25 protein-coding genes and 3 tRNA genes are annotated in these 22,019 nt (G+C 65.2%); 26 read left to right on the plus strand and 2 right to left on the minus strand.

What is annotated here, in order from left to right; genetic code table 11:
- The first annotated feature begins 22 nt into the window (after positions 1 to 22).
- From fabD to QQK25_RS05040, 5 genes are all read left to right on the plus strand, one after another.
- Positions 23 to 958 carry an ACP S-malonyltransferase gene (gene fabD, locus QQK25_RS05020; protein ID WP_284186957.1) on the plus strand — a complete coding sequence of 312 codons (936 nt, stop codon included), beginning with the start codon at positions 23 to 25 and terminating at the stop codon, positions 956 to 958.
- Positions 955 to 1,704, plus strand: a complete 750-nt coding sequence (gene fabG / locus QQK25_RS05025) for a 3-oxoacyl-ACP reductase FabG (RefSeq protein WP_284186958.1) — start codon at positions 955 to 957, stop codon at positions 1,702 to 1,704. The genes fabD and fabG overlap by 4 nt, the downstream gene beginning before the upstream one ends.
- Before the next feature lie 87 nt (positions 1,705 to 1,791).
- Positions 1,792 to 2,031 carry an acyl carrier protein gene (gene acpP, locus QQK25_RS05030; RefSeq protein ID WP_153161512.1) on the plus strand — a complete coding sequence of 80 codons (240 nt, stop codon included), beginning with the start codon at positions 1,792 to 1,794 and terminating at the stop codon, positions 2,029 to 2,031.
- Between the two features lie 18 nt (positions 2,032 to 2,049).
- Positions 2,050 to 3,285 carry a beta-ketoacyl-ACP synthase II gene (gene fabF, locus QQK25_RS05035; protein WP_284186959.1) on the plus strand — a complete coding sequence of 412 codons (1,236 nt, stop codon included), beginning with the start codon at positions 2,050 to 2,052 and terminating at the stop codon, positions 3,283 to 3,285.
- A gap of 26 nt (positions 3,286 to 3,311) precedes the next feature.
- Complete coding sequence (locus QQK25_RS05040; RefSeq protein ID WP_284186960.1) at positions 3,312 to 3,743, plus strand: protein YgfX; 432 nt, start codon at positions 3,312 to 3,314, stop codon at positions 3,741 to 3,743.
- Here QQK25_RS05040 and nadB read toward each other — a convergent pair.
- Positions 3,740 to 5,329 (minus strand): L-aspartate oxidase, encoded by a 1,590-nt coding sequence (gene nadB, locus QQK25_RS05045; RefSeq protein ID WP_284186961.1) that lies wholly within the window; start codon positions 5,327 to 5,329, stop codon positions 3,740 to 3,742. The genes QQK25_RS05040 and nadB overlap by 4 nt on opposite strands.
- A 212-nt stretch (positions 5,330 to 5,541) precedes the next feature.
- Between nadB and rpoE the strand changes: the two genes are divergently transcribed.
- The 21 genes from rpoE to QQK25_RS05150 all read left to right on the plus strand — a co-directional run bounded on the left by rpoE (position 5,542) and on the right by QQK25_RS05150 (position 20,479).
- Positions 5,542 to 6,141 carry an RNA polymerase sigma factor RpoE gene (gene rpoE / locus QQK25_RS05050; RefSeq protein ID WP_153161516.1) on the plus strand — a complete coding sequence of 200 codons (600 nt, stop codon included), beginning with the start codon at positions 5,542 to 5,544 and terminating at the stop codon, positions 6,139 to 6,141.
- A gap of 4 nt (positions 6,142 to 6,145) precedes the next feature.
- Positions 6,146 to 6,691, plus strand: a complete 546-nt coding sequence (locus QQK25_RS05055; protein ID WP_284186962.1) for a sigma-E factor negative regulatory protein — start codon at positions 6,146 to 6,148, stop codon at positions 6,689 to 6,691.
- Positions 6,688 to 7,653: a MucB/RseB C-terminal domain-containing protein gene (locus tag QQK25_RS05060; RefSeq protein WP_284186963.1), complete on the plus strand. Its 966-nt coding sequence runs from the start codon at positions 6,688 to 6,690 to the stop codon at positions 7,651 to 7,653. The genes QQK25_RS05055 and QQK25_RS05060 overlap by 4 nt, the downstream gene beginning before the upstream one ends.
- Positions 7,653 to 8,108: a SoxR reducing system RseC family protein gene (locus tag QQK25_RS05065; protein ID WP_284186964.1), complete on the plus strand. Its 456-nt coding sequence runs from the start codon at positions 7,653 to 7,655 to the stop codon at positions 8,106 to 8,108. Before QQK25_RS05060 ends, QQK25_RS05065 begins: the two co-directional genes overlap by 1 nt.
- Complete coding sequence (locus QQK25_RS05070; RefSeq protein WP_438696424.1) at positions 8,105 to 9,538, plus strand: DegQ family serine endoprotease; 1,434 nt, start codon at positions 8,105 to 8,107, stop codon at positions 9,536 to 9,538. The genes QQK25_RS05065 and QQK25_RS05070 overlap by 4 nt, the downstream gene beginning before the upstream one ends.
- The gene (locus QQK25_RS05075; protein WP_284186965.1) at positions 9,528 to 9,782 is read left to right on the plus strand and encodes a glutaredoxin family protein; all 255 of its coding nucleotides are present in this window, start codon (positions 9,528 to 9,530) and stop codon (positions 9,780 to 9,782) included. Before QQK25_RS05070 ends, QQK25_RS05075 begins: the two co-directional genes overlap by 11 nt.
- A 66-nt stretch (positions 9,783 to 9,848) precedes the next feature.
- Positions 9,849 to 11,645 (plus strand): translation elongation factor 4, encoded by a 1,797-nt coding sequence (gene lepA / locus QQK25_RS05080; RefSeq protein WP_284186966.1) that lies wholly within the window; start codon positions 9,849 to 9,851, stop codon positions 11,643 to 11,645.
- A 22-nt stretch (positions 11,646 to 11,667) separates the two neighbouring features.
- Positions 11,668 to 12,456, plus strand: a complete 789-nt coding sequence (gene lepB, locus QQK25_RS05085; protein ID WP_284186967.1) for a signal peptidase I — start codon at positions 11,668 to 11,670, stop codon at positions 12,454 to 12,456.
- 2 nt (positions 12,457 to 12,458) lie between these two features.
- Entirely contained in the window at positions 12,459 to 12,824 is a 366-nt protein-coding gene (locus QQK25_RS05090) for a DUF4845 domain-containing protein (RefSeq protein WP_284186968.1), read from the plus strand.
- A 10-nt stretch (positions 12,825 to 12,834) separates the two neighbouring features.
- Positions 12,835 to 13,506, plus strand: a complete 672-nt coding sequence (rnc, locus tag QQK25_RS05095; protein WP_153161524.1) for a ribonuclease III — start codon at positions 12,835 to 12,837, stop codon at positions 13,504 to 13,506.
- Positions 13,503 to 14,417 carry a GTPase Era gene (era, locus tag QQK25_RS05100; RefSeq protein WP_284186969.1) on the plus strand — a complete coding sequence of 305 codons (915 nt, stop codon included), beginning with the start codon at positions 13,503 to 13,505 and terminating at the stop codon, positions 14,415 to 14,417. Before rnc ends, era begins: the two co-directional genes overlap by 4 nt.
- A gap of 21 nt (positions 14,418 to 14,438) precedes the next feature.
- On the plus strand, positions 14,439 to 15,182 hold the full coding sequence (recO, locus tag QQK25_RS05105) for a DNA repair protein RecO (protein ID WP_284186970.1): 744 nt from the start codon (positions 14,439 to 14,441) through the stop codon (positions 15,180 to 15,182).
- Entirely contained in the window at positions 15,179 to 15,940 is a 762-nt protein-coding gene (locus QQK25_RS05110; RefSeq protein WP_284186971.1) for a pyridoxine 5'-phosphate synthase, read from the plus strand. Before recO ends, QQK25_RS05110 begins: the two co-directional genes overlap by 4 nt.
- Positions 15,937 to 16,314 (plus strand): holo-ACP synthase, encoded by a 378-nt coding sequence (acpS, locus tag QQK25_RS05115; protein ID WP_284186972.1) that lies wholly within the window; start codon positions 15,937 to 15,939, stop codon positions 16,312 to 16,314. Before QQK25_RS05110 ends, acpS begins: the two co-directional genes overlap by 4 nt.
- Positions 16,311 to 17,348, plus strand: a complete 1,038-nt coding sequence (gene nagZ / locus QQK25_RS05120) for a beta-N-acetylhexosaminidase (RefSeq protein ID WP_284186973.1) — start codon at positions 16,311 to 16,313, stop codon at positions 17,346 to 17,348. Before acpS ends, nagZ begins: the two co-directional genes overlap by 4 nt.
- 12 nt (positions 17,349 to 17,360) lie before the next feature.
- Positions 17,361 to 19,157, plus strand: a complete 1,797-nt coding sequence (uvrC, locus tag QQK25_RS05125; RefSeq protein WP_284186974.1) for an excinuclease ABC subunit UvrC — start codon at positions 17,361 to 17,363, stop codon at positions 19,155 to 19,157.
- Positions 19,158 to 19,172: 15 nt separating this feature from the next.
- Positions 19,173 to 19,745 (plus strand): CDP-diacylglycerol--glycerol-3-phosphate 3-phosphatidyltransferase, encoded by a 573-nt coding sequence (pgsA, locus tag QQK25_RS05130; RefSeq protein WP_284186975.1) that lies wholly within the window; start codon positions 19,173 to 19,175, stop codon positions 19,743 to 19,745.
- Between the two features lie 74 nt (positions 19,746 to 19,819).
- Positions 19,820 to 19,895, plus strand: a tRNA-Gly gene (locus QQK25_RS05135).
- A gap of 49 nt (positions 19,896 to 19,944) precedes the next feature.
- Positions 19,945 to 20,018, plus strand: a tRNA-Cys gene (locus QQK25_RS05140).
- 12 nt (positions 20,019 to 20,030) lie between these two features.
- Positions 20,031 to 20,106 (plus strand) — tRNA-Gly (locus QQK25_RS05145).
- Between the two features lie 154 nt (positions 20,107 to 20,260).
- Entirely contained in the window at positions 20,261 to 20,479 is a 219-nt protein-coding gene (locus QQK25_RS05150; protein WP_284186976.1) for a hypothetical protein, read from the plus strand.
- Between the two features lie 61 nt (positions 20,480 to 20,540).
- On the opposite strand, the gene QQK25_RS05155 is transcribed toward QQK25_RS05150, so the two are convergent.
- A complete protein-coding gene (locus QQK25_RS05155) occupies positions 20,541 to 21,710 on the minus strand; it encodes an acyl-CoA dehydrogenase (protein ID WP_284186977.1) in 1,170 nt (389 codons plus the stop codon).
- Positions 21,711 to 22,019 lie beyond the last annotated feature (309 nt).

Below are 22,019 nucleotides of genomic sequence, written 5' to 3' on the forward strand. Positions count from 1 at the left end.
ACAGTCATTCAAGGATGGGATGATGAATTTCGCTTTCGTTTTTCCGGGCCAGGGCTCCCAGTCGGTCGGCATGATGGCGGCTTATGGTGACTCCGCGGTGATCCGCGACACCTTCGCCGAAGCCTCCGCCGCCCTTGGCGAGGACCTGTGGCAGATGGTTGCCGACGGCCCCGCAGAGTTGCTGGCACAGACCGTCAACACCCAGCCGCTGATGCTCACCGCCGGTGTCGCCGTGTATCGCGAGTGGATCGCCCGTGGCGGTGCTGCCCCGAGCCTCGTCGCCGGTCACAGCCTTGGCGAATATTCCGCGCTGGTTGCCGCGGGTGCGCTGGATTTCCAGGAGGCCGTCAAGCTGGTGCGGCTGCGCGCCCAGGCCATGCAGGAAGCCGTCCCGGCCGGTGAGGGTGCGATGGCTGCGCTGCTCGGTCTCGATGAACCCGCCGCTGCCGAAGCCTGTGCCGAAGCCGCCCAGGGCGAGGTCGTCTCCGCCGCCAACCTCAACTCCCCCGGCCAGATCGTCATCGCCGGTGCCCGTGCTGCCGTCGAACGTGCCATGGCCGTCGCGAAGACCAAGGGCGCCAAGCGCGCCGTGCTGCTGCCGGTGAGCGCGCCCTTCCATTGTGCACTGATGAAGCCGGCCGCCGAGCGACTGGCGCTGCGTCTGGCCGAGATCGAGATCAAGGTGCCGGCCATCGCCGTGCTCAACAACGTGGATGTGGCCGTCGAGACCGACCCGGCCCGCATCAAGGATGCGCTGGTGCGTCAGGCCTATTCGCCGGTGCGCTGGATCGAGACCGTGCAGGACATCGCCCGCCGTGGCGCGACCCACGTTTTCGAGTGCGGTCCGGGCAAGGTCCTGGCCGGCATGACCAAGCGCATTGAAGGCAGCCTGCAGGGCGGCGCGATTGCCGACGCGGCCAGCCTCGCAGACATTCTCCAGACGACGGGGGCAGCATGAGTCAGGTTTTGCAGGGGCAGGTTGCGCTGGTCACCGGCGCTTCCCGTGGTATCGGTCGGGCCATCGCCCTCGAACTGGGCCGGCTTGGCGCGACGGTGGTCGGTACGGCCACGTCCGAGGCCGGTGCCGCCGACATCCAGGCCGGGCTTGAAGCCGCCGGCATTGCCGGTCGTGGCCTCGCCCTCGACGTGACCGACGCAGCGGCCTGTGAGGCCGCCATCTCCGAGATCGAGAAGAGCCTCGGCCCGGTGCTGGTGCTGGTCAATAACGCCGGCATCACCCGCGACAACCTGGCGATGCGCATGAAGGATGCCGAATGGGATGCGGTGCTCGACACCAACCTCAAGTCGGTGTTCCGCATGTCGCGCCTCGTCATGCGTGGCATGATGAAGGCCCGTAACGGCCGCATCATCAACATCACCTCGGTGGTCGGCAGCTCCGGCAACCCCGGCCAGGCCAACTACGCCGCCGCCAAGGCGGGCGTGGCCGGCATGAGCCGGGCGCTGGCCCAGGAGCTCGGCAGCCGCAACATCACCGTCAATTGCGTCGCGCCGGGGTTCATCGACACCGACATGACCAAGGAGCTCCCAGACGCCCAGCGCGAGGCCCTGCAGGGCAAGATTGCCCTCGGTCGTCTCGGCAAGCCGGAGGAGATCGCCTCGGTGGTCGGCTTCCTGGCGTCGCCCGCCGCATCCTACGTGACGGGAGCTACCCTGCACGTGAATGGCGGCATGTACATGGCGTAATCCTCGCCGGACTGGCGAGGGTGCGCGTTTTTGGTAGAATGCGGGGGTTTTGAATTCACCCCGCTCAATCAGCGAAGGAGTTGCTACATGGAAAATATCGAAGCTCGTGTCAAGAAGATCGTCGCCGAACAACTCGGTGTCAACGAAGCCGAAATCAAGAACGAATCGTCCTTCGTCGACGATCTGGGTGCCGACTCCCTCGATACCGTCGAGCTGGTGATGGCCCTCGAAGAAGAATTCGAGTGCGAGATCCCCGACGAAGAAGCCGAGAAGATCACCAGCGTTCAGCAGGCGATCGACTACGTCTCCGCCCACCTGAAGAAGTAAGATTCGCAGGAGCCTGCCTTGACCCGACGCAGAGTTGTCGTCACCGGCCTTGGCGCCATCACGCCGGTCGGTAATACCGTACCTGAAACCTGGGACGCCATTGTCAATGGCCGTTCCGGCATCGCTCAGATTACCCGTTTCGACACCTCTGCCTTTTCGGCGAAGATTGCCGGCGAGGTCAAGGGCTTCGATGTCAGCGCCTATCTTTCCCCGAAAGAGGCGCGCCGTATGGATATCTTCATCCATTACGGTCTTGCGGCAGGCATCCAGGCCATCCGCGATTCGGGCATCGAGGTAACCGACGCCAATGCTCACCGCATTGGTGTCAATATCGGTTCCGGCATCGGCGGCTTGCCGATGATCGAGGACACCCACGACGATTTCCTCGGCGGTGGTCCTCGCAAAATTTCTCCGTTCTTCATTCCCGGCACCATCATCAACATGATCTCCGGCAACCTGTCGATCATGTTCGGGATGAAGGGCCCCAATCTTGCTGTCGTCACGGCCTGTACCACCGGTCTGCACGCGATCGGCATGAGCGCCCGCATGATCGAGTACGGTGATGCGGACGTGATGGTCTGTGGTGGCGCCGAATCGACGGTGACGCCGCTGGCTGTCGGTGGCTTTGCTTCGGCGAAGGCGCTGTCCACCCGCAACGACGATCCCGCGACGGCCAGCCGTCCGTGGGACAAGGACCGCGATGGCTTCGTCCTGGGCGAAGGTGCGGGTGTACTGGTGCTCGAGGAATACGAGCACGCCGTGAAGCGCGGTGCCCGCATCTACGCCGAGATCGCTGGTTTCGGCATGAGCGGCGACGCTTATCACATGACTGCGCCGGATACCGATGGTCCCCGCCGCAGTATGGTGAATGCGCTGCAGAACGCCGGCATCAATGCCGACGACGTGCAGTACCTCAATGCCCACGGTACCTCGACGCCCCTTGGCGACAAGAACGAAACCGAAGCGATCAAGTTGGCCTTCGGTGCGGATGTTGCCAAGAAGCTGGTGGTGAACTCCACCAAGTCGATGACCGGTCACCTCCTCGGTGGTGCAGGTGGTCTCGAGTCGGTGATCACCTCGCTGGCGGTCTATAACCAGATCTCCCCGCCGACGATCAATATCTTCGAGCAGGACCCGGAGTGTGATCTCGACTACTGTGCCAACGTGGCGCGCGACATGAAGATCGACATCGCCGTGAAGAACAACTTCGGCTTTGGCGGCACCAACGGCACGCTGGTGTTCCGCAAGGTCTGAGTGCGCGGCACGGATTTCCGTGCATCGTGACAGTCATTGAAATCAAGCCGTCCCGGCTGCTCCTCGTTCTTGTGACGGGGATGCATGTCGTGGCGGCTTTTTCATTGGGGTTCAGCGTCGAGCCGATGGTGTGGTTGGGCGGGCTGGCCGTGATTGTCGGCTCGTGTGTCCGGTTTTGGACGCAGTGGCGGAAGGCGGGGACGCGCCTGGGGCTGGCATCGGAAGGTGATCTGCTGATCGACCCTGATGGTGCTGCCGAGCGCCGTCTGAGGCTGGGGTCTGAAACGACGGTGACGCCTTTTGCAGTCTGGCTGGTCTGGCCAAGGCAGGGCGGTGGCCGTGGCGGTACGCTGCTCGTGATGCGCGATCAGGCCACGCCCGAGGCGTGGCGACGGCTGCAGATATGGGCCCGGCTGAGAGCCGGGCCTGTTGCAGGGCGTGGCGTGGAGAAGGCCTAGCCGGTCTTGCTGCGGCCGGGGCGGATGATGGTGTCGCGGGCTGCGGGCAGGGTAGTGGGGTAGTCGCGGCTGCAGTGCAGGCCACGGCTTTCCTTGCGCTTGAGGGCGCTGCGGACGATGAGATCGGCCGTGACTACCAGGTTGCGCAGTTCGATGAGATCGTTGCTGACCCGGAAGTTGCTGTAGAACTCGTCGATCTCGCGTGCCAGCAGGCGGATGCGGTGCTGGGCCCGCTGGAGCCGCTTGTTGGTGCGGACGATCCCCACGTAGTCCCACATGAAACGCCGCAGCTCTTCCCAGTTGTGGGAGATCACGATGGATTCGTCGGCATCGGTCACGCGGCTTTCGTCCCACTGGGGCAGTTCGGCAGCGTGCGGGCGCGGGTTGGCGAGGATGTCGCTGGCGGCGGCCTCGCCGTACACCAGGCATTCGAGCAGCGAGTTGCTGGCCAGCCGGTTGGCGCCGTGCAGGCCGGTGCAGGCCGTTTCGCCAACGGCGTAAAGGCCGGGCACGTCGGTGCGGGCGCGCAGGTCGGTGACGATGCCGCCGCACGAGTAGTGCGCGGCCGGCACGACCGGGATTGGCTGCTGGGTGATGTCGATGCCCAGTTCGGCGCAGCGGGCCAGGATGTTGGGGAAGTGTTCCCGCAGGAAATCGGCCGGCTTGTGGCTGATGTCCAGGAAGACGCAGTCGAGGCCGTGCTTCTTCATTTCGAAGTCGATGGCGCGGGCCACGATGTCGCGGGGGGCCAGTTCTTCCCGGCTGTCGTGCTCGGGCATGAAGCGGCTGCCGTCGGGGCGGCGCAGCAGGCCGCCTTCGCCGCGGACGGCTTCGGAGATCAGGAAGGACTTGGCTTGCGGGTGGTACAGGCAGGTGGGGTGGAACTGGATGAACTCCATGTTCGACACCCGGCAGCCGGCCCGCCAGGCCATGGCCACCCCGTCGCCAGTGGCGGTGTCGGGGTTGGTGGTGTAGAGGTAGACCTTGCCCGCGCCGCCGGTGGCGAGCACCGTGTGACGTGCCGCAAAGGTGCGCACTTCGTCGTTGGCGATGTCGAGGACGTAGGCGCCAAGGCAGCCGGCCTCGGGGCGGCCGATCTTGTGGCCGATGATGAGGTCGACGGCGATGTGCTGCTCGAAGATCTGGATGTTCGGATGGGCGCGGACCTGTTCGGTCAGCGTGGCCTGCACCGCGGCGCCGGTGGCGTCGGCCACGTGGATGACCCGGCGGTGGCCGTGACCGCCTTCGCGGGTGAGGTGATAGCCGATCGGCGATGCGGCATCGGTGGTGAAGGGTACGCCGTGGTCGATCAGCCATTGAATGGCGCGGGGGCCGTTCTCGACGACGAAGCGGGTGGCCTTCTTGGAACACAGCCCTGCCCCGGCCGTGTGGGTGTCGGCGATGTGGGCTTCCGTGCTGTCGGTGGGGTCGAGCACCGCGGCGATGCCGCCTTGCGCCCAGGCGCTGGCGCTGTCTTCGAGCGTGCGTTTGGTGACGAGGGCGACCTTCAGGGTGTCTGCGAGACGAAGGGCGAGTGATTGGCCGGCGAGGCCGCTGCCCAGAATGAGCACGTCAAAAGCGGTCACTTCGGAATTCCGCGGGGGGCGATAGTTCGGATGGCCGACTATAGCACGTGCAATCTGCCCTGCAGACGCCAACAAAACCCTTTGGGCGACTGAACTATGCGCCAGACGATGCGGTCAACCTCAGTACTTTGGCAGGGAAGCAGGACGCACAAGGTATACTGCGGGGCTGTGACCGACCGGGTCACGCCTTACGAGGTAGCCCTTTCCCGACCATGAGTGATCGCGAAATTGACCAGCTGCTGGTCGAGCGCGTCCAACGCGGTGACAAACAGGCTTTCGGCCTGCTGGTCACCAAGTATCAGCGCAAGCTCGCCCGGCTGTTGTCGAGATTGATCCGAGATCCCGCCGAAGTGGAGGATGTCGCCCAGGAAACGTTCATCAAGGCGTATCGCGCCCTGCCGTCCTTCCGGGGAGACAGCGCTTTTTATACCTGGCTGTATCGTATCGGGATCAACACCGCCAAGAACTTCCTCGTTTCGCAAGGCCGTCGCGCTCCAACCTCAACCGATTTCGATTCCGACGAAGCTGAAACCTTCGAGGATGGGGATCAGTTGCGCGATATCAACACTCCGGAGCGGCTGCTGATGACCAAGCAGATCGGGGATACCGTCAATGTGGCGATGGAGGCCTTGCCTGAGGAATTGAGAACGGCGATCGTTTTACGGGAGATCGAAGGTTTGAGTTACGAAGAGATCGCCTCGATCATGGAATGCCCAATCGGCACCGTCCGGTCGCGGATCTTCCGCGCCCGGGAAGCAATTTCAGAAAAGCTCAGGCCGTTGCTCGACACGGCTCCGAACAAGAGGTGGTAAGACGATGAAAGAAAAGGTTTCTGCCCTGCTGGATGGCGCCCTCGACGATGAGGCTTCATCCCGAATGTTCGAATCGCTCAAGCGGGATGGGGCGCTTCGACGGGAATGGGAAAACTTCTGCCTGATCGGGGACGTGCTGCGGGATGAGCGTGGACTCTCGCCGGATTTCGCGCGAAACGTGATGCGCTGCATCGAGGATGAGCCGGCCATCGTTGCGCCTCATCGACGTGAGGTCGGCAGTGGGCTGGTCAGGCATCTGATGCCCATCGCCGCGTCGGTCATGGGCGTGGCGGCCGTTGGCTGGGTGGCAATCACCCTCAACAGCGATGGCCCGGCGGCGGAGCGTATCGCTGCTGCCAAGGTGCAGCAGCCGGTGGCGCTGGTGAGCGCACCGGCCGACACCGCAGCCCGCGCCACGGGTGCGACGGCCGAGTCGTCCGAGCGCGAATACCTGTTCGCCCATCAGGCGATGGCGCCCTCGGCGGCCATGCCGGGCGTGGCGCTTTACGTGCGGACCGTTTCCGACAGCCGCGCGGCAGGGCAGCGATGAAGCGATTCGTCGTACTTCTGGCAGCGTGTCTGACGGCGGGTGTGGCAGCCGGCGCGGATGCGTCGACCGATCCCCTCAGTTGGCTTGGCCGGATTTCCAGCGCTGCGCACAAGCTCAATTACACGGGCACCTTCAGCTATCAGAGCGGCAAGAACGTTGAGACCTCGCGGATCGCCCATCTGGTGGATGGCGGCGCCGAGTTTGAAAAGCTCGAGGCGCTGGACGGCAGCCCGCGGGAGGTTGTGCGCAACAACGAAGAGGTGCAGTGCTTTCTGCCCGACCAGAAGCTGGTGATCGTTGATCAGTCGGCGGCCCGGCGAGGGTTTCCGGCGCGGCTGCCGTCGTCGCCGAGCGCCCTGGCCGAGAACTATCGGATCCGGAAGGGCGAGGTCGTGCGGATCGCCGGGCTCGAAAGCCAGCAGATCATCCTCGAACCCAAGGACGACATGCGCTTCGGGCACCAGTTCTGGGCTGATGTGAACTCCGGCCTGCTGCTCCGCGCCCGCCTGATCGGCGAGAAGGGCGAGAGCATCGAGCAGTTTGCCTTCAACGAGGTTCAGATCGGTGTGCCCTTCGACAAGGAGAAGGTCAAGCCTCGTTTCGTGCGGGGGCCGGACTGGAAGGTGGCGCAGGCCCGCGGCAACGAAGTGAAGGTCGAGGATACAGGCTGGATCTTCCGCAACTCGATTCCGGGTTTCAGGCAGGTCGTGTCGGTCACGCGGCCGGCGCGCAAGGATCGGGCCGAGGCTTACCACGTGGTGTTTTCGGATGGACTGGCGGCGATCTCGGTGTTCATCGAGCCGCTGCCCTCCAAACCGGGGCACCAGAGTGGCATGAGCGCCAACGGCGCGGTCAATATTTTCCGGCGCACGGTAGCCGATCACCAGATTACCGCACTGGGCGAAGTCCCCCAGGCTGCGTTGGTGCGAATCGCAGATGGCGTGGAGGTTCGTAAGCGGTAATGCGGGTCAAGGGTGTGGTGTCGCGGGTCGAATCCGGTTACGCATGGGTGGATGTGAGCGTGGCCCAGGGCTGCGGTCGTTGCAATGAGCCCGGCGGCTGTGGTGGCGTCAATATCGCAAGGCCGCTTGCGTCGTCCGCTCAGGCTGTGCGGGTGCCCAATGGCATCGACGCGCGGCCGGGTGACGAGGTTGGCGTGGTTGTCGAGGATGGGGTTCCCCTGCGTGCGGCCCTGCTGGCCTATGCCTTGCCGGTGGTTGGCGTGCTGCTCGGTGCAGCTGCCGGCACCGCGGTGGCGCCGGTGGGGGGCAGTGTGGATCTGTCGGCCGGCATCGGTGCGGTGGCAGGGGGAGTGATGGCATTTCTGCTGGCCCGAGGGCGGTCCGCCTGGACGCGGGGTGCGGCCCCGCTGCGGCTTGAGCGTGGTAGCTCGTCGTCGGAGGCGTGCGGACGATGAGCGTCGGTCTGTCTTTCCATCGGGTGTTTGTCTGGCTGATGGTGGCTGCCGTGCTGCTCTCCGGCCGTATCGCGCTGGCCAAGGAACTGCCCGATTTTGCCGATCTGGCCGAGCGCCAGGGGGCGGCGGTGGTGAACATCAGCACCACCCAGGCGCTGCGCCAGGCGCGCCCTGGTGTGCCTAGCCTGGACGAGGACGATCCGATGTTCGATCTCTTCCGGCGTTTCATTCCGCGCGGGCCGTCTGCGCCGCGGATGGATCCGGACAATCGATCCCTCGGGTCCGGTTTCATCGTGTCGCCCGATGGGTACGTGCTCACCAATGCCCATGTGGTCGATGGCGCCGACGAGATCGTCGTCAAGCTCACCGACAAGCGGGAGTTCCGGGCTCGCCTGATCGGCACCGATCCGCGTACCGATGTGGCGCTGCTCAAGATTGACGCCACGGGCCTGCCCAAGGTCAGCTTCGGCGATCCGGGCAAGTTGCGGGTGGGCGACTGGGTGGTGGCGATCGGCGCGCCGTTCGGCTTCGAAAATTCGGTGACGGCAGGGATCGTCAGCGCCAAGGGGCGCTCGCTGCCGCAAGAGAATTTCGTGCCCTTCATCCAGACCGACGTGGCCATCAACCCGGGCAACTCCGGCGGGCCGCTGTTCAACATGAAGGGCGAGGTGGTCGGCATCAACTCGCAGATCTACAGCCGCACCGGTGGGTTCATGGGCCTGTCGTTCGCGATCCCGATCGATGTGGCAATGGATGTGCAGGCCCAGCTGCGCGCCAGCGGCCGGGTGCAGCGTGGGCGCATCGGCGTGGTGATCCAGGAGGTCTCTCGCGAACTTGCCGACAGCTTCAATCTCGGCAAGCCGGTGGGCGCGCTGGTGAGTTCGGTGGAAAAGGGCAGTCCGGCCGATAAAGCCGGCATCGAGCAGGGCGACATCGTGCTGCGCTTCGATAACCGTCCGGTGGGCGTGTCGGGCGATCTGCCGCGCCTCGTGGGCAGCACGCGGCCGGGCAGCAAGGCGCCGGTGCAGGTGTGGCGCAAGGGCACGGTGCGGGATCTGGTGGTGATGGTGGCGGAGCTGCCGGAAGAAAAAGCCCGCAAGGTTGCGCTCAAGGCGCCGCGGCAGGATGTGGCGCCGAACCGGCTCGGCATCGTCGTCGTCGAGCCCTCAGCCGAACAGCGTCGCGACGGGCGTTTCCCCGCTGGCGGCGTGGTGGTGGATGCGCTGCGCAGTGCGTCGGCTCGTGCTTCCGAGATCCAGGCCGGCGACGGCATCCTGGCGCTGGTGAGCAAGGGCGTGCGCACCGACATCCGCTCGGTGGAGCAGTTCAACCGGGTGGTGGGTGCCCTCGATCTCGGCCAGACTGTCACGCTGCTGGTGCTGCGTGGCGAAACCCAGACCTTTGTTCCCCTGCGAACCCTTGAGCGCTGATCGCCAACTCATCGTGCTGAGCCGGATGTGGTGCCATCTGTGCCATGATCTGCTCACCGCGCTCGCCCCGCTGCAGGATGAGCTGGGGTTTTCGGTCCGGGTTGTCGACCTGGACACGGATGCCCCGGAGCTCGAGGAAGTCTGGGGTGAGAAAGTGCCGGTGCTGTTCGACGGGGATGTGGAACTATGTCACTACTTTCTGGACGAATCCGCAGTCCGTGCTCATTTCCGGCGTATCGGTTAAAATCCAACCCTTTGTCAGGCAAACAATTTTTTCAAGGGTGCCCAACGGCACCCTTTTTCGTGGCCCATGCAACACATCAGAAACTTTTCGATCATCGCCCATATCGACCACGGCAAGTCCACCCTGGCCGACCGGATCATCCATCTTTGCGGCGGCCTGTCCGACCGGGAGATGGAAGCCCAGGTGCTGGACTCGATGGATATCGAACGTGAGCGGGGCATCACGATCAAGGCCCAGACCGCGGCGCTGAGTTACCGCGCCCGCGACGGCCAGGTCTACAACCTGAACCTCATCGACACCCCGGGGCACGTGGACTTCTCCTACGAAGTCTCCCGCTCGCTGGCGGCCTGCGAAGGCGGCCTGCTGGTGGTGGATGCCTCCCAGGGCGTCGAGGCCCAGACTGTCGCCAACTGCTACACCGCGCTGGAGCAGGGCGTCGAGGTGGTGCCGGTGCTCAATAAGATGGACCTGCCCCAGGCCAATCCGGATGGCGCCAAGCAGGAAATCGAAGACGTGATCGGCATCGACGCCAGCGACGCGATCCCCTGTTCGGCCAAGACCGGCATGGGCGTCCAGGACATCCTCGAAGCCGTCATCGCCCGCATCCCGCCGCCCAAGGGCGATCCGGATGCGCCGCTGAAAGCGCTGATCATCGACTCGTGGTTCGACAACTACGTGGGTGTGGTGATGCTGGTGCGCGTGGTCGATGGCACCCTCAAGCCCAAGGACAAGATCCTGTTCATGTCCAACGGCAACCAGCACCTGTGCGAACAGGTGGGCGTGTTCACGCCCAAGTCCCAGCCGCGGGAAACCCTTTCGGCCGGCCAGGTGGGTTTCATCATCGCCGGCATCAAGGAACTGAAATCCGCCAAGGTGGGTGACACCATCACCCTCGTCGGCAAGCCTGCCGCCGAGCCGCTGGCCGGTTTCAAGGAGATCAAGCCGCAGGTGTTCGCCGGTCTGTATCCGGTCGAATCCAACGAATACGACCAGCTGCGTGAGTCGCTGGAGAAGCTGCGCCTCAACGACGCGTCGCTGCAGTTCGAGCCGGAAGTCTCCCAGGCGCTGGGCTTCGGCTTCCGCTGCGGCTTCCTGGGCCTGCTGCACATGGAAATCGTGCAGGAGCGTCTGGAGCGCGAATTCGACATGAACCTCATCACCACGGCGCCGACCGTGGTGTATGAAGTGCTGATGAAGGACGGCACCGTCGAGCAGGTGTCCAACCCGTCCAAGCTGCCGGATCTGTCCAAGGTCGAAGAGGTGCGCGAGCCGATCATCAAGGCGGTGATCTTCCTGCCCCAGGAATACGTCGGCCCGGTCATCACCCTGTGCAACCAGAAGCGCGGCGCCCAGGTGGACATGCTCTACCACGGCCGTCAGGTGCAGCTGATCTACGACATGCCGATGAACGAAGTGGTCATGGACTTCTTCGACAAGCTGAAGTCGGTGTCCCGCGGCTACGCCTCCCTCGACTACGAGTTCAAGGAATACCGCGCCGCCGATCTGGTCAAGCTCGACGTGCTGGTGTCCTCCGAGAAGGTGGATGCCCTGTCGATCATCGTGCACCGGGCCAACTCCCAGTACCGTGGCCGCGAGCTGGTGGCCAAGCTGCGCGAGCTGATCCCGCGCCAGATGTTCGACGTGGCCATCCAGGCCGCGATCGGCTCCAACATCGTCGCCCGCGAGACCATCAAGGCCCTGCGCAAGAACGTGCTGGCCAAGTGCTACGGCGGTGACATCACCCGCAAGAAGAAGCTCCTCGAGAAGCAGAAAGAGGGCAAGAAGCGCATGAAGCAGGTGGGCAACGTGGAGATTCCGCAGGAAGCCTTCCTTGCCGTGCTGCGGGTGGACGAAGGTAAATGAGCCTGCTGACTGGAGCCGATAAGTGAATTTCGCCCTGATTCTTTTCCTGCTGTTGCTGGTGAGCGGCGTCTTGTGGGCGCTGGACCGTTTCGTCGCCAGCAAGCGGCGCAGCGTGGGCGCCAGGACGCCGTGGTGGGTCGAGTACGGCGCGAGCTTCTTCCCGGTGATCCTGGTGGTCTTCTGCCTGCGTTCGTTCGTCGTCGAACCCTTCCGGATTCCGTCCGGCTCGATGATCCCGACCCTGCTGGTGGGCGACTTCATCCTCGTGAACAAGTGGACCTACGGCATCCGCCTGCCGGTGATCAACAAGAAGATCATCGACGTGAACGAGCCCCAGCGGGGCGACGTGATGGTGTTCCGCTTCCCGGGCGATCCGTCCCTCGACTACATCAAGCGCGTGGTCGGCCTGCCCGGCGACAAGGTCGAGTATTTCGACAAGAAGCTCACGATCAACGGCCAGCCGGTGCCGCAGAACGCCGCCGGCGACTACCTGCACACCGATCGGCTCTACTATTCGCCGAGCTTCGTCGAGAAGCTGGGCAACGTCGAGCACAGAATCATCGTGGAAAATGCCGCGCCGGCTTACGTTTCCCAGGTCACCAAGTATCCGTTTCAGGAAAACTGCACCTATACTAACCGCGGTCTTTCCTGCACGGTTCCTGCCGGCCATTACTTCATGATGGGTGATAACCGCGACGGCAGTTTCGACAGCCGCGGCTGGGGTTTCGTCCCGGAAAAGAACATTGTTGGCAAGGCTTTCTACATCTGGTTCAATTCCAGCGACCTGAAACGGATAGGCAGCTTCCAGTGATCATGACGCGAAAAAGTCAATCGGGCCTGAGTCTTGTCAGCGTGCTGCTGGTTGGCGGCGCGATGGCTGCACTCGTGGTGTTGGGCCTCAAGCTCATCCCGGTGGTCAATGAGTACTTCGGGATCAAGCGTGCGCTGGCCGCGGTGGTAAGCGCCTCCAACCCCCAGAGCGCGACGGTTTCCGAACTGCGCAACGCCTTCTCGAAGCGCGTCACCGTGGATGACATCACCAGCGTCACCCCGGCCGATATCGACATCACCAAGGAAAACGGCCGCATCGTCATGTCGGTCGACTACGCCCGCAAGGTGCCGCTTTACGGCAAGGTGAGCCTGCTGATCGAATTCTCCGCGTCGTCCGACGCAAACTGAGCCTCACCCCATGAAGTTGGACGCCCTGCAGCAGGCCATCGGCCATCGTTTTTCCCGGCCGGCGCTCCTGGAGCAGGCGGTCACCCATCGCAGCTTCGGATCGCCCAACAACGAGCGGCTCGAGTTTCTCGGTGACAGCGTGCTCAACTGCGTGACCGCCGTCGCCCTTTTCGGGCGCTTCGACAACCTGCGCGAAGGCGACATGTCGCGCCTGCGGGCCAACCTGGTGCGCCAGGAAGCCCTGCACAAGCTGGCCGACGGGCTCAGGCTGGGCGAATACCTGCGCTTGGGCGAGGGCGAGCTGAAGAGCGGCGGTCATCGCCGTCCGTCGATCCTCGCCGACGCCCTCGAAGCCATCATCGCGGCGGTGTTCCTGGATGCCGGTTTCGAGGCCGCCAAAGGGGTGGTTGATCGCCTCTACGAAAAATCCCTGGCAGCGCTCGATCCGGCCCGCGCCCTGAAAGACCCCAAAACGGCGCTGCAGGAATGGCTGCAGGGCCGGCGGATGCCGCTGCCCAAATACTCGCTCGCCGATACCCGCGGCGAAGCCCACCAGCAGGAATTCGAGGTCGAGTGCGAGATCGCCGGCCTTGGCCTCAAGACCCGCGGCATCGGCGTGAGTCGCCGCGCTGCCGAACAGCAGTCCGCCCAGCGGGCGCTGGAACTCCTACCCCAGAAATGACCGAATCCAACACCACCGCCGCGGGCGGGCAGCCGATGCGTACCGGCTTCGTCGCCATCGTCGGCCGCCCCAACGTGGGCAAGTCGACGCTGCTCAACCGGCTCATCGGCCAGAAGATCAGCATCGTCTCGCGCAAGGCCCAGACCACCCGTCACCGGGTCACCGGCGTGCTGACCGAAGGCCAGGCCCAGTACATCTTCGTTGATACGCCGGGCTTCCAGACCCGCCACAAGAACGCCCTCAACCGGGCGATGAACCGCACCGTCACCCAGGTGCTGGCGGATGTGGATCTGGTGCTCTTCGTGATCGAAAGCGGCCGCTTCGGCCCCGCCGACGAGCAGGTGGTCAAGCTGCTGCCCGAGGGCGCCAAGGTGATCCTGGTGGTCAACAAGATGGACATGCTCGAGGACAAGGGCAAGGTGCTGCCTTTCCTCCAGAAGATGAGCGCGGTTTATCCCTTTGCCGAGATCGTTCCGGTCTCCGCCGAGAAGGGCCAAAACACCGCCCAGCTCCTGAAGGCCGCCGAGCCCTATCTGCCCGAGGGCGAGTGGATCTTCGGCGAGGACGACATCACCGACCGCAGCGAGCGCTTCCTGGCGGCCGAGTTCCTCCGTGAAAAGCTGTTCCGCCAGCTGGGTGAGGAGCTGCCCTACGGCATGACCGTCGAGATCGAGAAGTTCGAGGCCGAAGCCGGCATGCGCCGCATCAACGCGGCCATCATCGTCGATCGCGACGCCCACAAGGCGATGGTGATCGGCAAGGGCGGCGAGCGTCTCAAGCGCATTGCGTCTGAAGCCCGCGTCGAGCTCGAGAAGCTCTTCGAATCCAAGGTCTTCCTGGAAGTCTGGGTCAAGGTCAAGAGCGGCTGGGCCGACGACGAGCGCGCGCTCAAGAGCCTCGGCTACGAATAAGCCGGCCCGGGGCAGCCTGCCGTGAGCGCCAAGCAGCGCGTCGACCAGCAGCCGGGCTTCGTGCTGCACAGCTACCCGTATCGCGAGACCAGCCTCATTGTCGAGGTGTTCAGCCGCGACCACGGCCGAGTCGGCCTGGTGGCGAAGGGCGCCCGGCGTCCGGCCTCGCAGCTGCGCGGCGTGCTGATGGCCTTCCAGCCGCTGTTCATCGACTGGAGCGGCGGTGGCGAGATGAAGACCCTGATCCGCGCCGAATGGCAGGGCGGCCAGCCGCTGCTCGGCGGTCAGGCGCTGCTCTGCGCGTATTACGCCAACGAACTCCTGATGCGCCTCATGCCCCGCGAGGACGCCCACCCCCGGCTTTACGCCGCCTACGGCGAAGCCCTGCGGGCGCTGGCGGCGGGCGAATCGCAGGAAGTCGTCCTGCGCCGCTTCGAGCTCGCCCTGCTGCAGGAACTCGGCTACGGCCTGCTCCTCGAAGCCGACGCGGACGACGCGCCCGTCCGAGGCGACACCCGCTACGCTTATATAATCGAGCGCGGCCCGATCTCGCTGGAAGGCTTCGACGCGGCCGGCGACGAGCTCGCCACTGTTTCCGGCAAGACCCTGCTCGACATGGCCGCCGGCGATTTCCGTGATCCGGAAACCCTGGTCCAGAGCAAGGCCCTGATGCGCCGGCTCATCCAGCATTACCTCGGCGGGCAGCAGCTCCAGTCCCGCCGCGTATTCACCGAACTCTTTGCCTTTCCCGGAGACCTCTCTTGATCGAACTCGGCGTCAACATCGACCACGTGGCCACCCTCCGCCAGGCTCGCCGCACCTGGGAACCCGACCCCGTGTGGGCGGCCGTCGAAGCCCACCTGGGCGGTGCCGACGGCATCACCGTGCACCTGCGCGAAGACCGCCGCCACATCCAGGACGAGGACGTGCGCCGCCTGCGCGACCTCACCCAGATCAAGCTCAACCTCGAGATGGCCGCCACCGACGAGATGGTCGGTATCGCCTGCGGCATCAAGCCCGAGATGGCGATGTTCGTGCCCGAAGGCCGTCACGAGGTGACCACCGAAGGCGGCCTCGACATCGTGTCGCAGGAAGCGCGCCTGAAGGATGCGGTTTCCCGCCTGGCCGACGCCGGCATCATCGTCAGCGTCTTCATCGACGCCGAGATCGCCCAGGTCGAAGCGGCCGCGCGCATCGGCGCGAAGGTCTGCGAGATCCACACCGGCCCTTACGCCCACGCCTTCCACGCCGCCGGCCGCGACGCCGAAAGCCCGGCCGTGCTGGCCGAGATCGACAAGATCGCCCGCGCCGGCGAGGCGATCCGCGGCCTCGGCCTGCGTTTCAACGCCGGCCACGCGCTCAACTACTACAACGTCCAGCCCATCGCGCGCCTGCCGGGCATCCGCGAGCTGCACATCGGCCACTCCATCGTCAGCCGCGCGGTGTTCTCTGGCATGCGCGAGGCCGTGCGTGAGATGAAGCGCCTGATGCGCGAAGGCGCCGCCCTCGGCCGTCAAGCGTGATCCACGGCATCGGCACCGACATCGTCCGGGTCGCGCGTCTGGCCGAAGCGCTGACGCGCCACGGCCGGCGGTTTGCGGCGCGGGTGCTGGACGAATCCGAGCTGCCGGCCTTCGAAGCCGCCGCCCATCCCGAGCGCTTCCTCGCCAAGCGCTTTGCCGCCAAGGAAGCCTTCGGCAAGGCGCTCGGCACCGGCGTTGCCGTGCCGGCCACGCTCCACGCCGTGCGGGTCGGGCACGACGCCCTGGGCAAGCCGCTGTTTGAATTTTCTGCCGCCCTCGCCGATCACATGCGGGAGCAGGGCCTCGCGGCCCACCTGAGCCTTTCCGACGAAGCCGAATACGTCGTCGCTTTTGCCGTCATCGAAAAAACATGAAGCCTTCCCACGCCCAGCCCGGCCCGATCATGCTCGACGTGGCCGCCCACGAAGTCACCGCCGAAGAGCGCGAAATCCTGCAGCACCCGCTGGTGGGCGGGGTGATCCTGTTCGCCCGCAACTACGCCGAGCCCGAGCAGCTGCGCGCCCTCACCGCCGCCATCCGCGCGGTGCGGCCGGAGCTGGTGATCTCTGTCGACCACGAAGGCGGCCGCGTGCAGCGTTTCCGCGACGGCTTCACCCGCCTGCCGGCGATGCGCCGCTTTGGCGCCGTGTGGAATGACGATCCCGCGCTCGCAAGCGCCGCCGCCCGCCACGCCGGCTTCGTACTGGCCGCCGAACTGCGCGCCCATGGCGTCGACCTCAGCTACGCGCCGGTGCTCGATCTGGACTACGGTGTCAGCAGTGTGATCGGCGACCGGGCCTTCCACCGCGATCCCCAGGTCGCCACCGAGCTCGCCCGGGCGGTGATCGCCGGGCTGGCCGACGCCGGCATGCGCGCGGTGGGCAAGCACTTTCCCGGCCACGGCGCGGTCGAGGCCGATTCCCATGTGGCGATCCCCGTCGATGGCCGCAGCTTCGACGCCGTGTGGGCCGACGACATCCAGCCCTTCCGCAACCTGGCGTTGGAACTGGGTGGTGTGATGCCCGCCCACGTGATCTTCGAAAACATCGATCCGCGCCCGGCGGGCTTCTCGCCCTTCTGGCTGCAGGAGGTGCTGCGTGGCCGGCTCGGTTTTGGCGGGGTGATCTTCTCCGACGATCTGACCATGGAAGGCGCCAGCGTGGCGGGCGACATCGTGGCCCGCGCCAGCGCCGCCCACGGCGCCGGCTGCGACATGGTGCTGGTGTGCAACCGGCCTGATCTGGCGGTGCAGCTCATCGACCGCTGGCGTCCGGAGGTGAGCGCCGACAGCGCCGCCCGCGTCGCCGCCCTGCTGCCGCGCCCCGGCACGATGCCGGCCGACCCGGAAACCCTGGCTGGCTGGGCGCCCTACGTGGCCGCCCGCGACAGCGTGCTCGCCCTGGCCTGATCCGCCCGCACCATGAGCTTCGACGCCAAGGCCTTCCTGCGCACCCTCACCGAGGAGCCCGGCGTGTACCGGATGATCGGCGAGGGCGACGCGGTGCTCTACGTCGGCAAGGCCAAGAACCTCAAGCGGCGGGTGGCGTCCTACTTCCAGCGCACCCAGCTGTCGCCGCGCATCGCCATCATGGTGGGGCAGGTGGTGCGCGTCGATACCACCGCGACCCGCTCCGAGGCCGAGGCGCTGATCCTCGAAAACAACCTCATCAAGAGCCTCGGGCCGAAGTACAACATCCTGTTTCGGGACGACAAGTCGTATCCGTACATCGCGCTGTCGGCCGGCGAGTTTCCGCAGATCTATTACCACCGCGGCGGCTTCAGGAAGGGTGAGCGCTACTTCGGGCCTTTCCCCAACAGCTGGGCCGTGCGCGAGACCCTGCACCTGATGCAGAAGATCTTCCGCCTGCGCACCTGCGAAGACACCACCTTCTCCAACCGCTCGCGGCCCTGCCTGCTGCACCAGATCAACCGCTGCACCGGGCCCTGCGTGGGGCTGATCGACAAGGAGGCCTACGCCGGCGACGTGCGTCTCGCCAGCCTGTTCCTCAACGGCCGCCACGGCGACGTGGTGGATGATCTGTCGCGCCGGATGCAGGCCGCGTCCGACGAGCTCGCCTTCGAGAAGGCCGTCGTCTATCGCGACCAGATCCGCAACCTGCAGGCCGTGCTCCACAAGCAGTTCGTCGAGAGCGCCAAGGACGAGGACGTGGACGTGATCGCCGCGCTGGAGCGGGGCGGGATGGTGTGCGTCAATCTGGCGATGATCCGCGGCGGACGCCACCTGGGCGACCGGCCGCTGTTCCCCAGCAACGCCCAGGGCGTCGCGCCGCTGGATGCGCTGGTGGCCTTCGTCGAGCAGCATTACCTCGATCACCCGCTGCCCGGGCGCATCCTCGTCAACGGCGATCCGGCCGTGGTCAAGGAAGCGCTGGAGGAGGTCATCGAAGGCAAGGTGACGGTCGTGGCCGCCCGCTACGAGAACGAGCGTGCCTGGATCGGCATGGCCGAGAACAACGCCAGCCTCGCGCTGCTGGCCCGCGAGCAGGAATCCAGCCGCGGCGAGCAGCGCCTCGACGCCCTGCGCGAAGCCATCGGCCTGGCCGATGTGCCGAGCCGCATCGAATGCTTCGACATCTCCCACACCATGGGCGAGGCCACCGTGGCGTCCTGCGTGGTGTGGGACGGCAAGGCCATGAAGAAATCCGAGTACCGCCGCTACAACATCACCGGCATCACCGCCGGCGACGACTACGCCGCGATGCGTCAGGCGCTCACCCGACGCTACGAAAAGGTGGCGGCAGGTGAGGGCGTGTGCCCGGACGTGATCCTCATCGACGGCGGCAAGGGGCAGATGGGCGTGGCGAAGGAAGTGCTCGCCGAGCTGGGGCTGGAGTCGATCACCATGTTCGGCGTGGCCAAGGGCGAGAGCCGCAAGCCGGGCCTCGAAGAGCTGGTCTTTCCGGATGGTCGCGAGCCCGTGCACCTGCGCCCCGATGCGCCGGCCCTGCACCTGATCCAGGAAATCCGCGACGAAGCCCACCGTTTCGCCATCACCGGCCACCGCGCCCGCCGCGCCAAGACCCGCAACACCTCCCGCCTCGAAGACATCGCCGGCGTCGGCCCCACGCGGCGCCGCAAGCTGCTGGCCGCCTTCGGCGGCATCGACGGTGTGCGCAACGCCACGGTCGAAGATCTGTGTCGCGTGGAAGGCATCAACCGGCATCTTGCCGAACAGATATACAATTCGCTGCGATAGCCAGCGAACGCCGACATGCCTCTGAACATTCCAAACACCCTCACCTGGGCGCGCATAGCGCTGATCCCGTTTTTCGTCGGCATTTATTACTTCCCGGACAACGTGATCTCCCCCGAGGACAAGAACCTAGCGGCGACGCTCACCTTCATCGTGGCTGCCGTGACCGACTGGTTCGACGGCTATCTGGCGCGCTCGCTAGGCCAGACCTCGGCCTTCGGCGCCTTCCTCGATCCGGTGGCCGACAAGCTGATGGTCGCGGCCGCGCTCATCGTGCTGGTGCACCTGGGGCGGGTCGATTCGCTGATCGCGCTGGTCATCATCGGGCGCGAGATCACCATCTCGGCGCTGCGCGAGTGGATGGCCAAGGTTGGCGCTGCCGGCAGTGTGGCGGTGGCCTTCGTGGGCAAGCTGAAGACGGCGGCCCAGATGTCGGCGATTCCGCTGCTGCTCTACGAAGCCCCGGTGCTGGGCTTCGACAGCATCGGGCTCGGCACCGTGCTGATCTACGTCGCGGCCGTGCTCACCCTGTGGTCGATGGGCTACTACATGCGCTGCGCGTGGCCGGAGCTCGCCAAGCGCAGCCGCTAAGGCGGGTTTCTACGAAATCTTCCGAAAGTGCTTGACGCCGCAGTTACAGTGTCTATAATGGCGGCTCTTTCAGGGCGGCAGTAGCTCAGTTGGTAGAGCGCAACCTTGCCAAGGTTGAGGTCGAGAGTTCGAGACTCTTCTGCCGCTCCAAGAAATTTTGAAGGGAAGCAGTTTTTGGATGCTTCTCTGTGAGGTACACGGCGCGATAGCAAAGCGGTTATGCACCGGATTGCAAATCCGTGTAGGTCGGTTCGACTCCGGCTCGCGCCTCCAGGCTAGAACAAAGCGGCAGTAGCTCAGTTGGTAGAGCGCAACCTTGCCAAGGTTGAGGTCGAGAGTTCGAGACTCTTCTGCCGCTCCAGAACAGACGGGGAAAACGATAAATCGTTTTCCCCGTTTTTGTTTTGTCCTGTCGCTGTAGCCTGTCTGCAAGACGCCTGTTTTCAGCCTGTCATCTCGCCTGCCCAGAATCGTCACGAACGGCGCGATACCTCATCCGCCGATTGGGGACAGGCATGCAATCAATTCTTGAAACGGGCATCCGGCAGATTCTGCGCCGCCTCTTCGGGTCGGACGTGGAAGCCTTCATTCTGGACGACGACTGGCAGGGGCTGCTGTTCGTGCCGGATTTCGGTGCCGACCGGCGGGTGAGTGTGCCGGCCGAGCCGATGGCTGAAGCGCAGTTCACCCAGTGGCCTTACGCCAGCGATGCCGCTCCGGCGGCGGCCGGCTGAGCTTCCGGCGCCACAAACAAAAACGGCTGGCCGCAGCCAGCCGTCGCTCTGCCAGGGCGCTTCAGAAGGCGGCGATGCCCGTCTGAGCACGGCCTAGGATCAGCGCGTGGATGTCGTGGGTGCCTTCGTAGGTGTTCACCACCTCCAGGTTCACCATGTGGCGGACGATGCCGAACTCGTCCGAGATCCCGTTGCCGCCCAACATGTCGCGGGCCACGCGGGCGATGTCCAGGGCCTTGCCGCACGAATTGCGCTTCATGATCGAGGTGATCTCGGCGGAATCCGTCCCCTCATCCTTCATCCGCCCCAGCCGCAGGCAGCCCTGTAGCCCGAGTGTGATTTCGGTCTGCATGTCGGCGAGCTTTTTCTGGATGAGCTGGTTGGCGGCCAGCGGCCGGCCGAACTGCTTGCGGTCGAGCACGTACTGGCGGGCGCGGTGCCAGCAATCCTCGGCCGCCCCCAGCGCGCCCCAGGCGATGCCGTAGCGGGCGGAGTTGAGGCAGGTGAACGGGCCCTTCAGGCCGCGCACGTCCGGGAAGGCGTTTTCCTCGGGGCAGAACACCTCGTCCATCACGATCTCGCCGGTGATCGAGGCGCGAAGGCCGACCTTGCCGTGGATCGCCGGTGCCGACAGGCCCTTCCAGCCTTTTTCGAGCACGAAGCCGCGGATCTTGCCGGCGTCGTCCTTGGCCCACACCACGAACACGTCCGCCACCGGGCTGTTGGTGATCCACATCTTGCTGCCGGTGAGGCTATAGCCGCCGTCCACCTTGCGGGCACGGGTGGCCATCGAGCCCGGGTCCGAGCCGTGATCGGGCTCGGTGAGGCCGAAGCAGCCGATCAGCTCGCCGCGGGCGAGGCCGGGGAGGTATTTCTGCCGCGTGGCCTCGGTGCCGAACTCGAAGATCGGCACCATCACCAGCGAACTCTGCACGCTCATCATCGAGCGGTAGCCGGAATCGACCCGTTCCACCTCGCGGGCGATCAGGCCGTAGCTCACGTAGTTGAGGCCGGCGCCGCCGTATCGTTCGGGGATGGTCGGGCCGAGCAGGCCCAGTTCGCCCATCTCGCGGAAGATGGCGAGGTCGGTGTGTTCATGGCGGAAGGCGTCAACGACCCGCGGTGCGAGCTTGCCCTGGCAGTAGGCGTGGGCGGCGTCGCGGATCTGGCGTTCGTCGTCGGTGAGTTGCTGGTCGAGGAGGAGGGGGTCATCCCATTTGAAGTCGATCATCGGGTCATCCTGGTCGGGTTGGGCGAACGCCCGGCGGGGCGCAGGCGTTGATGATGCCCCAGCCCGGCCGGGGAAGCACGCCACCTGTCTGGTGGTGCGTCTGGCGCAGGTGGAGATGGGGCCCGGACATCCATGCGTGGGTCTCGCGCACCCGGCAACGAGTGATCTTTACTCACGCGTGAGTTCGCGCCGCTCATCGATGGGGGCGTGTCGAGCCTGTCCGAATTTTTGTGTTTGAGGCATAACGTAGTCCCGGAAAGGAATGGTTATGCCAAGGAAGAAACAGAAACAGCCGCTGCCTGCGGTTGC

Origin of the sequence: Zoogloea oryzae (assembly GCF_030161255.1) — a bacterium.
In the GTDB taxonomy this organism is placed as follows: domain Bacteria; phylum Pseudomonadota; class Gammaproteobacteria; order Burkholderiales; family Rhodocyclaceae; genus Zoogloea; species Zoogloea oryzae.